The organism is Neisseria sp. P0022.S010, from assembly GCF_051956635.1.
Genome location: NZ_JBQCXF010000066.1, coordinates 1 through 12,274, shown reverse-complemented (window position 1 = coordinate 12,274; position 12,274 = coordinate 1). Strand labels below are relative to the sequence as shown.

The window sequence follows — 12,274 nt, the reverse complement described above, 5'->3', positions numbered from 1 at the left end:
TGCCACTACCGTTTTCAGACGACCCGTTGTCTTCTATGGGCGACGCTTGGATTTCTGCCTCACGACTCTCTGCAAGGTTATCCGACTTTTCAGGTAGCTTCTCATCTTGCAGTGGATATTCGTTTAAGAAATCAGTTTGTAATTGCCTAAACCAAACGCACCAACTGCCACCGCTTTTTTTCACTTGTTCGCTAATAAGTTCTGCAAAAGCTTGTGATGTAAAGCCTTCGGTTTGTTTTTCCACGCCATCAATCAGGCGGACAAACTCACGGGTGTGGCGCAATTTGATTTTGCTGCTTTTGTCGGCACTCAAAAAATAAGGTATGCCGTTTTGTTCACACCATGCCTGCAGAGGTTTGAGACTGGCATTATGACGGGATAAAACTGCAATCTCATTCCATGCGACTTCGCTCAAGGTTTTCAGACGATCTATTTCGGTGATAACAGCTTGTGCCTGTATGTTGCTGCTACTACCGAACGGCAGGCTGATGTGGCGCACACGCCCCTGCCTTTCGCTGTCTGTTGCAGCCCATACGCCACCGTTGGGCTGTGTTTGACGTTCAGGGTTGATAACAATCGGATGCAGTGTTTTCAGACGACCTGTCATACCGTTTATCACGCTGTTGGCAGCGCTGATGATGTATTGCGTACTGCGGTAGTTGTAGGTCAAATAGTCGGGTTGGGCAACGTCGTAGTCTTTTTGGAAACGGTGTATGTACTCGTTGCTCGTGCCATTGAAGGCGTAGATGTTTTGGTCATCGTCACCAACCGCCAGAATGGTCAGCTTGTCTTCTTCAGCCCGCTTCCTACCCGCAAGCGCAGAAACAAGCCGGTAGTGTTCTTCACTGATGTCTTGGTATTCATCTACCAGAATATAGCGGAAACCTGCCATGATACGTTCGCGTGTTTCATCGTTACCATCATCGTTTTCAAGGTCGTCTGAAAGCATAGCGGCAGCCTGCCTGCACCATTCTTTAAACTGACTTTTGCCGTATTCTCGGTTGTTGCCGTCAAAGCGCACACCCAAAAGCTGCATTGCCATACCGTCATAAGTCATAACCGTAACGGCAGTAGCAAGAGGGCCGACCAGTCCGAACAGGCGGCGCTTGACCTCCTGCGCCGCCAAACGGTTGAAAGTCAATACAATGATGGCGGATGCGGGAACATGTTGCACCCGTAAAAGGTAGGCAACACGGTGTACAATAACTCGCGTTTTTCCTGAACCCGGTCCGGCAAGAATAAGACGGTTGCTGCCGCTTTGGTCGGTAACAACGGCTTTCTGCATCTCATTCAGCCCGTCTGTAATTTCACGCAGGGTTTGTGGCGATGCAGGCTCGTCCAATTCTTTCAGACGACCTTTAAACCATTTATTCTTAAAATTCTTTTCTTCCAAGCCAAAGTAATCACGCACCAAATTCAACCCTTCAGTAAGATTTTTCAGTGCGCGAAGGGCATATTCCTGCATCACATGGATTTGAAAGCGTTTTTCGCCGTAAAAAATGGAAAGCGGTTTATAGTCCTCCGCAAGATACTGGCGTTTAGCTGAGAGTGCTTTTCGATTGGGTGTAATAGTCATGGCATGCCTCAGAATGGTCATGCCGTGGTTAAGTTTGATAATGCCTTGTTTGTGCATAAACAGCAGTGTCTGCCTGAGCAGAAGCTCGCGACGGTCAGCCGGGATTTGTACCGATAATACCAAATCGTCGGCAAGCTGCTGCACCAATTCACCCATACGGGTTTCAACCATTACGTCTTTTTGACGCACTCCATTGGTTTTTGTCATTAGGAATGGTAAAAGGCACAGACCGATATTACGGCGAAGTTCGGCATTGTTTTGTAGGTTTTCCCAACTGTTGCTTTGGGGATTCTTGAAACGTACTTTCAAAAGGTTGTTGCCAACATCACGGATTTGGAAACTTCCACTGCTGTTTGTTCGCTCTGCTGCTTTATCATCGGCAAGCGACTGCATCAGAAGTTTGATTTCAGCAGGATTGGTTTCTAAACCTACTTCATGCATTTGGTGGCAGACAGCGCTCAATGAGAGGTTTTGCCAAATACCTTGATCTGCTTCTGGAATTTCGTTTTTTAAAATCTGCCAGAGTTTTTCCTCACAGGCGATAACTTGTGCCAGACGTTTGTCGGCAGGCTTTATGTTATCGGTACGCAAAATGATCGTCATATGCGTATCGTTGGTAAGGATACCCAATTCCTCCAGCTTTTTTAGATGACCTCGCAATTCGGTGAAACTACATGCTGTTGCCTGCACCAAATCATCGGTACTCAAAGGCGCGTCCTCTGGCGCTTTAAACACAATTTCGGCAATCGTTTGGTAAATTTCCGAGATACGCTTGCTGAACTTGCTTTTTTCAATAATAGCCAGCGCCTCATCTAGATTCAGACGACCTGAGCGTGCGGGGAAAATACGGGTTTGATTTTCCTTACGCTCCAATAAGTCTGCACGTTCCAACCATGCCAATACGGTTTTGACTTTGGTATCTGCCTGTCTATCATCGCTGTCAAAACTCATGTACTCCTCGGTGTCGCGCAAAATTTCGCCACCTGTTGCCACGATTTCACCGCAATGGTCTTTGCCGTATGCCGCCTGATTCAGCCAACCAACTTTCTTCCACACTGATTTCAAATCGCGTAATTCGATTTGCGACATTTTGCTGATGGAAAACTGTGTGTCCACGTCTTTGCCGTCATACAGCAACACGCATTTTGCCTCTGCCTGATCACGCCCTGCTCTGCCCGCTTCCTGCAAATAATTTTCCAGCGAGCCGGTGATTTCAGCGTGAATAACCAAGCGTACGTCAGGTTTATCCACGCCCATACCAAAGGCGTTGGTGGCGACAATAACGCGCAAATTACCGCCAATAAACTGATTTTGAATATCAGCTTTTTCGTTGTTGCCCAAACCGGCGTGGAAATGCTCACATGCCCAGCCTTGTTCTTTCAGATAATCCGAATAGGTTTTCGCACTTTTCCGCCGCCCGACAAATACCACTGCACCTCCGCTTTGATGATCAAGTTCACGATGCAACAGTTCGTTGATTTTTTGCTTTTTAAGGTCATCTGAAATTTCCAGCACATCATAAAACAGATTGTCGCGCTCGTTGTCACCAATAAATTGGCGGAACTCAATACCAGCCTCCACACGGAAATGGTTAGTGATGTCGGCGAGGACATCGGGTTTGGCAGTAGCAGTAAAACAACTTACTGGAGCCATCGTACCGTTGTTTTTGCTGTGTTCAGCGATAAATTTAACTGCGTATAGATAGTCTGGACGGAAATCATGGCCCCATTTAGACAGGCAATGTGCCTCATCGAATACCCAGCCGTTGATTTGGCGTTGCGAAATAGCGTTAATAAAACTGGTGTTGCGGAACTGTTCAGGCGCGACAAACAAAATGCCGATATCGCCCAAAGCTATTTTGTCTAAAATTTGGGCGCGTTCAACCACCTCAACCAAGCCGTTAAGCATAGCAGCGCAGGTAGCTCCTTTTTTCTCCAAACCGTCCAACTGATCTTTCATCAGCGATTGCAAAGGTGAAACAACTATTGTCAAGCCTCCGTTGCGGTAGTAGCGGTTGAGTGCTGGCAACTGATAACACAAGGATTTGCCGCCGCCTGTGGGCAGCACCGCCAGCGTATGCAACCCCTTCATACCTGATTGCACCACAGCACGTTGTCCACCATCAAATCCTTTTACATCGCGAAAAGTCGGTAGTTTGAAATAACGCTGTAACTGCGCCTCAGGATTGAGCGTATCCTGACAATAACGGCATTCCGTACTACCGCAATCATGGTCGCGCAATTCGGCAATCAGCCGAGCCGTATCGGGAAACTGGTGCCTCACCCACGGAGCTAACACAGAATTACCACCAGAGACATTTAACCAAGATAAGGCATAGCTGAGGGAAGGATATATGGCAGGATTGCGGATGTCAGTTTTCATTAATTCCAAAAAACGTGTGCGGCAGACTTTCAGACGACCTTGATCATTGTTGTCCTGCATCATCAACCAAATAGTGTCGATCAGTTTCTTGACATCTGGCGATGTATCATGCTCGGGAATCATAATGTCTTCTGAAAGACGATACGGCAGGGGTATATCAGACAGGGCTGTCCACAGCGCAAACTCCTTGGGCTTTTCGGCTTTGATTTTTCCGAACGCAATGCATTGGTCTTGAAAAAGCTGCCAGCAAGCGTGACAGTCGGCAAGTGGGGAATTAATTTCAGAAGAGATGATTTTATGGTTTTTGATTAGTCGGTGATACGGATTTTGCGGAAATGCCAAAGGCGAGAGCCACAGCGTATCGATAACAGGCACTTTAAGCCATGCGGCTTCAGGTACTACGGCCTTCAAATATTTTAAATCGTGCCCGAGGATGTTGTGCCCCATCAGCCACTTTAATCCACTGGTCAGATGAGCCATTTCACACAAGGCGGTATGAAAACCCTTTTCTCCACGAAAAGCTTTTTCAAAAAACAAACCTGAGTCGGGGCGGAATGCACCGATTTTGAACGGCTTGTCGGTTTTTGGATCGACTTCCAAATCAATGATAAGAACAGCAGGGATTTGTCCTTTTGTAGCAGTATTCATTTTTAGACGACCTCTAAACAATTTAAACAATTCTTTCCAGGACAAACACGCCGTAATCATCGCCCAACGGCAGCTCGAAATCCGTATGCAGGATTTGGCGTTTGACTTGTACGGTTTCGTTAGTTTTCGGATTAAAACCTTCTTTTAAGGCCGTCTGAAAATACACACCGAAGCCACGTTTCTGCCACGCAGGCAGTTCGTTGAAATTAATGCTGTTTTCAAACAGTAAATCGTGTTTTTGAGCTCGTGTCAGGCCGCTGACGGCATCTGTGGCGCGGGACGCGCTTTCTCCTTTCTTGCGCAACATCCAATAGCAGTGGGCGTTGAGCGCGTTGCGGTATGAGTCTTCGTGCCGCCAACGGAAATAATCGACCACCAGTTTTTCGTTCGGCAAAACGCAAACCCGTGCATCAAAAGCAGCAGGTTGCCCGTGCGCCACGGAAAAGGCGGCGCTGGCTTCTCCAGCCAATACAGAAATGATTTTGCGCGTTTTGCGTTTGAACGTATTGTCGTCTCGGTGCAGCAACAGTGAAATTTCATCGCTTTCCGAATAGCCGTATGCTACATTGAAACCACACTGCATCAGATGGTGGACGGTGTGTGCCATCAGGTCGCGGAAACGAATGTCGAATGGGGCTTCAAACTGCCAAATTTCCTTGGTTAGTCGTGTAAAACCGCGCCCGTCTAAGCGAACAACAATAAAATTTTCCTGTGGTACGCAAAAATCATAAGCGGTTTCGTATTGTCGCAGGCGTTTGTCCAAATCATCGAATCTCATCATATATCCTTTTATATTTTATTTTCTATATAACTATCTATAAATATATTTTTTAGCATTTTACGCTTCTTGCCGATAAAAGCTAATTAAAAATATATTTTCTTTATATTCAATCGATTAAAAATTATTTTTATAAAAATTTTATTCTTGGCACGCTGTTGGCTATGTTGTGAATGTAACGATACAGCAGATGCTTCGGGAAATACAGTTACCGGAGAAAAATTTTCCGTAAATTTAGTTGCTGTGTGGTTACAGGGCGAATGCCGACAAGACTACATTTGGATTAACAGGTTCGAGTCCTGTCTCGTCTGATAGACGTTGAACGTCTTGTTTATTTAGTCGCCCACCCTTTTCAATATGGCAGGCAAATGCCTAGGGAAACTACAACATGGATATCCTTATGTCGCAGGTTCGAGTCCTGTCTCTGTTGTTTCAAATAGCAGAGTAGCTCAGTTGGTAGAGCCAAGGCATGTTTCCCTGAAAAACTTGTTGCGTGCCATATTATTTTTACGGCAGCAGGCGGATGCCCGGAAGAGAGTACATTAGCTTTCAGTTAAAACCGTTTCTCTTCATCTTTAGCCGCTATGCTGCCACCCATTCAAGGCCGTCTGAAATATTCAGGCGGGCCGATATAAAAACCGTTTTCGGTGCAAACGGCAAATGCCGGAGGAATTACAGCCTGCTAAGCTCGAGGTCGCGGGTTCGAGTCCCGTCTCTGCCGCCAACAATGGCAGAGTAGCTCAGTGGATAGAGCGCGTAAAAATTTCTCCATTCTTTGTTGCCCAATGTACCACCCCTTATGGGTGAATGCCATTAGGATTACATTCCTTCCTTGCTACAAACCTGAATGATCCTAATTAAACTAGTCGCCCTACGGCAGCAGGCGGATGCCCGGAAGAGAGTACATTAGCTTTCAGTTAAAACCGTTTCTCTTCATCTTTAGCCGCTATGCTGCCACCCATTCAAGGCCGTCTGAAAAACAAAGCTAAAACAAGTTCAGACGGCCTCAAACCAACAATATGAAAGAAAATGAAAATGGCTAATACTACCTTGTTTCAATCTATTAAAAACCGTTTGACTAAAACCGACACTTATAACGAAGCCGGCGGCATCGCCTACACGCTGACGCCCAAACAACAGCTGGCCCAACTTGCCGCCACCGGCTGCCTGAACAGCACCTACTACACCGATGCGCAAGACCAGCTTGAGCAAGTATTGGAATTGGCGGAACAACTGGATGCCGAGTTTATCGCCAAAACCGCCGTGTACGCCCGTCAAAAAGGTTTCATGAAAGATATGCCCGCGCTGTTGCTTGCCGTGTTGGCGCAAAAAGACGTGAACATGCTTGCCCGCGTATTCGACCAAGTGGCGGACAACGGTAAAATGTTGCGCAACTTCGCGCAAATCATCCGAAGCGGCGCGGTCGGCAGAAAATCCTTCGGCAACCGTCCGAAAAAACTGATGCAGACCTGGCTTTTGACCGCCACCGAAAAACAATTGTTGAACGCCGCTATCGGCAACGCCCCGTCGCTGGCGGATGTGGTCAAAATGGTGCATCCCAAACCGCGTGAAGCATGGCGTGCAGCCTGGTTTGCGTGGCTCATCGGCAAACCGTACGACCGTGCAGCATTGCCGCCCATCACCCGCGCTTTTGAAGACTACAAACAAAGCCGCCAAGGCGCATTGCCCGACGTTCCGTTCCAAATGCTCACTGCGTTGGAATTGAACAGCGGCGACTGGGCGCAAATCGCCCGCAACGGCTCATGGCAGCAGGTTCGCCAAAACCTGAACACATTCCTGCGCCACGATGTGTTTGCAAAAAGCAAAAACATCAAAATGGTGACAGAAAAACTGCGCGACAAAGCCGCCATCCGCCGCGCCCGCGTCTTGCCTTACCAATTGCTGACCGCGTATCAGGCAACATCCGAACAGATGCCGTTTGAAATCCGCGAAGCCCTGCAAGATGCGATGGAAACCGCTGTACAAAACGTACCGGCAATCCAAGGCAAAGTCGTGGTTTGTCCGGACGTTTCCGGCTCTATGCACAGCTCGGTTACAGGCTATCGCGGCAGCGCGACCAGCAAAACCCGCTGCATCGACATTGCCGCGCTCGTGTCCGCCGCCATGTTGCGTACGAATCCGCAAGCCCGCGTGATACCGTTTGAACAAATCACGGTAAACGTGAAGCTCAACCCACGCGACAGCATCATGACCAACGCCGAAAAACTCGCCAATATCGGCGGCGGCGGAACGGCATGCAGTGCACCGCTCGCCATGCTGAACCGTGAAAAAGCCGACGTGGATTTGGTCGTCATCGTATCAGACAACGAAAGTTGGGCAGATGACAGCCAACGATGGGGCGCAACAACCAGCCTGATGAAAGAGTGGAATATTCTGAAACAACGTTGTCCAGAAGCTAAACTCGTTTGTCTGGATATCCAGCCCTACACCAAGGCTCAAGCACGAAACCGTCAGGATATCTTGAACATCGGCGGCTTCTCCGATCAAGTATTCTCCCTGATTGGTTCCTTTGCCGAACGAGGTATGGGTACAGATTTCTGGGTAGATGAGATTGAGAAAACGCCGTTGGCAGCTGTGAACTGAAGCTAAGGCCGTCTGAAAAAAGTAGAAATATATTTCAGACGGCCTATTCAGTCAGGGAAGACTGAGAAAAAGAATAAGGAAACAAAATGCAAAAATTTATCTTAATCCGCGGTCATCAAGGTTCGGGAAAATCGACGTTTGCCGAACAAAAAGCCGCCGAATTTAAAGCGCAGTATCCGGATGCGGAAGTGGTCCGTATTGAAAACGATTTGTTTATTACCGATGAATACGGTGAGTATCGTTGGTCGGGCGAAGCGGTGGATAAGGCGCAAAAACGCGGTAATGCTTTGATGACTGAAACCTTGAGACTTGGACGTCAAAATCCGAATCGAAATATTTTGATCATTCATTCCAATACCAACCAAAAAGCTTCGCGTTGCCGTCATTTATTGGATCTGGCGAAAAAAAGCGGTTTTGAAACAGAAGTCTACCGACTGCACAATTTCTATCCCAACCTGCACGGTGTGAAAGAGCATGACGTGTTGGCGGCATATATCAAGTTGAATCAAAACCGAGTAGCAAACGAAATCCACATCGAGGCCGTGCAGCCGGCAAATGCGGAGCAGTTAGAAAAAATTGAACAGATGCAGGCTATCGAGCATAAGCCGCTGGTGTTTGATGAGGTGCAGCAAACCTTTGTGACCGATCACTATCTACAACACGACAGCCGTAACTTTACTGCCAAAGTGTCCAAACGTTATCCTGAATTGCGCGTGTTGAAATACGCCCGCAGCGTGTTCTATAACAACCGATTTAATGATGCTTTGCTGGAAATGCGCGGTTTGATTATCGATGCGCACAACCGCATCATCGTGCGTCCGTTTAAAAAAGTGTTCAATTATTCGGAGCGTATTGCCAAAGGCAGCCGTTATCCGATCCGAATCAGCGACGATAGATTGGTAGATGCGGTCGTAAAAGTAAACGGCTTCCTCGGCTGTTGCACTTTCGTCTCGCTTTCAGATGACCATCCGTCTAAAGGCGCTTCGTTTAACGGCAAAGTGCTGTATTCGACCACCGGTTCGCTTGATAGCGCGTTTGCAGACATGACCGCCGCACACTGCGCGCAATACGAAACCCTGTTCCGCGCTTATCCGAACCACACTTTTTTGTTTGAAATCACAGACGCGAAAGACGTACACATCATCCGCGAAGCATTGGGCGAAACCTTAATCGGCTGCATTGATGTGGCGACCGGCCGTCAGTTTAGCGAAGCGGAATTGGACGAAATCGGCAAACAATACGGCATCCGTCGTCCCGAAATGCTGAAAAACATCACGTTCGGCGAGCTGAAAGGCCGTCTGAAAAACGTGGAACATGAAGGTTTTATGGTGTTTGATGCGCAAAACGGCGAAATGCTGTTCAAACTCAAATCGCCGTATTACCTGATTTCCAAGTTTCTGGGACGAAGCAACGAAGGCAATATCGGCCGCAAACTGGACAAACGCCATGTTGATGAAGAATTTTATCCTTTAATCGACTATATCCACGAGCATCAGGAAGCGTTCAACGCTATGCCGGAATTGGATAAAATCGCGTATATTCAGGCGTTTTTGAGACAGTTGTAAGGCTGTCTGAAAAATACCGTATGATTGTGTTAGTATGACGATGGCGGATGGATTGTTTCATCCTCCATTCTATTAATGAACAAGGAAAAAACAATGAAAAAAACAAGTATCGTTAGGAAACTGATGCTCGCCGTCGCCATGCTTCCGTTGGCTGCTCAAACTGCGCAGGCTGAGGAATTTGGGTCTTTCGGCGCTCCGCCTAAAGGCTTTAAAGTCGGCTATCAATCCGCGCAAAATGGTGTGACATTGATAGAACTTGTGCCGCAGAAACAGACTGTGGAAGACTGGACGCAAATGGTCACGCTGCAATCCATGGCAGGTATGAAACCGGGTGTTGAGCAGTTTTTCGGCAATCTTTCAGCATCATGGCAGAATGCCTGTCCGCAAAGTAGTGTCAACCCAATAACGGCAGGTGAGGAAAACGGCTATCCATTCGCCTTGGTGATGTTGTTTTGCGCCAACAATCCGCAAACCAGCAAACCTGAATTTACTTGGATAAAAGCCGTACAGGGTAACGAAGCTTTGTACGTGAAGCAATATGCTTTCCGTTACGAGCCGACGAAGGCCGAGTTGACCAATGCCGTCATGCATTTGCGCAATTTACGCGTCTGCGACAACAGCGCAGGACATCCTTGCAATAAAAAAGGAAAATAAGCGTTTAAATATTTTCAGACGGCCTTACCGGTTTTGCTAAAGCGAAACGTAACAAGGCCGTCTGAAAATATATAGAGCAACGCGTATTTATTTTCCGCGCTCATACGCTTCGATTTCGCCAACCTTAGGCGCATAGCCGCTGCTTGTGTCGTGGCGCAAATCCAACCAGATATCGACCAATGCCCAAGCGGCAGGCGCGGCGATGACGTTTTGCCCCATACATAAAACCTGCGCGTTATAGTTCTCCACCGAGCCGCGGACGGTAAGCAAATCATGTGCCGTCGCCGCCCGTATGCCGCGCACTTTATTGGCGGCAATCGCCGTACCCACGCCGGTACCGCAAATCAACAGCACACGGTCGGCGCGTCCTGCCGCGACTTCTTCGGCCGCGGCAAACGAGAGTTGCGGATAGGTCCCTTCGGGCGAGGATAAATCGACCAAGCTGCTGACGCGCGGGTCGTTTTGCAGATGCGCTTTGAGCGTGTCCTTCAATATTGCGCCGTTGGCCGGCGCGGCAATAACCAAACGCATACGAACTCCTTGAAGCACATAAAAACATTGTTCAGCATACGCCCGCGCGTGATACGATTCAAGCCTGCAACGCAGAAAGCACGGTATGAGAAAAATCTACTTCACATCAGACCTACATTTCTCACATAAAAACATCGCCAAATTTTGCCCGCAATTTCGACCGTTCGATAACGTGGAGCAGATGGATGAATTTTTAATTCAGACATGGAATGAAACCGTTACGCCTGAAGATACGGTGTACAACTTGGGCGATTTTTCCTTTGCACACGACCATAAGCAGATAGAGCGCGTTTTGTCGCGTTTAAACGGGCAACATCACTTGATTTATGGCAATCATGATCATGTGATTCGGCAGCATGCCGATTTTTTCCGCAGCCAAACCAAGCATGACGGCCATCCGCTGCTGTCGTCCATACGGCCGTATATGAAACTCAAATTGCCGGAAATTAAGAATACGCTGGTTCTCTTTCACTATCCGATTCAGGAATGGGACGGCTGTTATCAGGGCTGGTATCACTTGTACGGTCATTTGCATGATAGGGTGGCGGAAATCAAAGGGCGTGCTTTAAATGTCGGATTCGATTTGCACGGCCGCTTTTTGACGGTAGAAGATGTCGATAAGTTTTTGTGTGAGTTGCCTAAAATTTCGTATTTTGGCGAAGCAGGATTGAAGGCCAACTCGCCGGAAGAAGCGGCTGAGCTGGTGTCTTGGAAACTGGCACAGTTAAATCAGGTATAATTTCAGACGGCCTTTGCGGATTTCCGGCAAAGGCCGTCTGAATATCAATTTCCCATTTTTGAGTGAGACATGGAAAACCTTTCGGCTTACTTACTACAAAAAATCAGCCTCCCCAATCAATCCGGCAAGGGTAAGTCATGAGCGGCAAGCCTTTGAAGTATCCCGTTTCCGCTTTGGTCGTTTTGCATGATGAAGACGGCAATATCCTGCTGATTGAACGCACGGCGCCGCAAGGTTTTTGGCAGTCGGTTACCGGCAGCTTGGAAGAAGGCGAACGTATCGAAGAAACCGCATGGCGCGAAGTGTGGGAAGAAACCGGTATCCGCCTTGCAGACGGACAGCTGGAAAACTGGCATGACAGCACCGTTTATGAAATCTATCATCACTGGCGCCATCGCTATCCCAAAGGCGTTTTTGAAAACCGCGAACACATCTTCTCCGCCCAAATTCCGCACGATACGCCCATCGTCCTGCAACCGGACGAACACGTTGCCTATGGTTGGTTTGGTGCAGAAGAAGCGGCGGAAAAAGTGTTTTCGCCTTCCAATAAACGCGCAATTTTAGAACTGGTCAAAAGGCTGAATGCCAAAAAGGCCGTCTGAATACGACAGTTTCACATTTTCAGACGGCCTTGGGTTTGCTATACTTTCGCCGTTTGACTCTCTTTAAAATCAAAGGAAACCATCATGGCAGACTTCAACAAAATCCTGACCCCGGGCGACGTGGACGGCGGCATCATCAACGTTGTCAACGAAATCCCTGCGGGCAGCAACCACAAAATCGAATGGAACCGCAAA

The 12,274-nt window shown here is 47.9% G+C and carries 8 protein-coding genes and 1 pseudogene; 6 read left to right on the top strand and 3 right to left on the bottom strand.

All coding sequences use genetic code 11. The features are described from left to right. Together ACTHUT_RS08370 and ACTHUT_RS08365 are read right to left on the bottom strand one after the other, a co-directional pair. On the bottom strand, window positions 1-4,606 hold a 4,606-nt coding region (locus tag ACTHUT_RS08370; RefSeq protein ID WP_440418727.1), incomplete at its 3' end, for a RecQ family ATP-dependent DNA helicase. 22 nt (window positions 4,607-4,628) lie between these two features. Beyond that, entirely contained in the window at window positions 4,629-5,384 is a 756-nt protein-coding gene (locus ACTHUT_RS08365) for a tRNA(His) guanylyltransferase Thg1 family protein (RefSeq protein ID WP_440385856.1), read from the bottom strand. Between the two features lie 1,029 nt (window positions 5,385-6,413). On the opposite strand from ACTHUT_RS08365, the gene ACTHUT_RS08360 reads away from it, so the two are divergent. From ACTHUT_RS08360 to ACTHUT_RS08350, 3 genes are all read left to right on the top strand, one after another. After that, the gene (locus tag ACTHUT_RS08360) at window positions 6,414-7,988 is read left to right on the top strand and encodes a vWA domain-containing protein (RefSeq protein WP_440385763.1); all 1,575 of its coding nucleotides are present in this window, start codon (window positions 6,414-6,416) and stop codon (window positions 7,986-7,988) included. A gap of 86 nt (window positions 7,989-8,074) precedes the next feature. Continuing rightward, complete coding sequence (locus ACTHUT_RS08355) at window positions 8,075-9,553, top strand: RNA ligase (RefSeq protein WP_440385764.1); 1,479 nt, start codon at window positions 8,075-8,077, stop codon at window positions 9,551-9,553. A gap of 93 nt (window positions 9,554-9,646) precedes the next feature. Continuing rightward, window positions 9,647-10,207, top strand: coding sequence for a hypothetical protein (locus ACTHUT_RS08350; protein ID WP_295701282.1), 561 nt, complete (start codon window positions 9,647-9,649; stop codon window positions 10,205-10,207). A gap of 87 nt (window positions 10,208-10,294) precedes the next feature. Here ACTHUT_RS08350 and ACTHUT_RS08345 read toward each other — a convergent pair whose 3' ends face one another. Next, a complete protein-coding gene (locus tag ACTHUT_RS08345; RefSeq protein ID WP_440385765.1) occupies window positions 10,295-10,738 on the bottom strand; it encodes an RpiB/LacA/LacB family sugar-phosphate isomerase in 444 nt (147 codons plus the stop codon). A gap of 85 nt (window positions 10,739-10,823) precedes the next feature. Here ACTHUT_RS08345 and ACTHUT_RS08340 point away from each other — a divergent pair, with 85 nt between their 5' ends. From ACTHUT_RS08340 to ACTHUT_RS08330, 3 genes and pseudogenes are all read left to right on the top strand, one after another. Beyond that, entirely contained in the window at window positions 10,824-11,477 is a 654-nt protein-coding gene (locus ACTHUT_RS08340) for a phosphoesterase (protein WP_440385766.1), read from the top strand. A 137-nt stretch (window positions 11,478-11,614) separates the two neighbouring features. After that, complete coding sequence (gene nudB, locus ACTHUT_RS08335; protein WP_440385767.1) at window positions 11,615-12,079, top strand: dihydroneopterin triphosphate diphosphatase; 465 nt, start codon at window positions 11,615-11,617, stop codon at window positions 12,077-12,079. An 84-nt stretch (window positions 12,080-12,163) separates the two neighbouring features. Beyond that, window positions 12,164-12,274, top strand: a pseudogene (locus ACTHUT_RS08330) (inorganic diphosphatase); the annotation flags it as partial.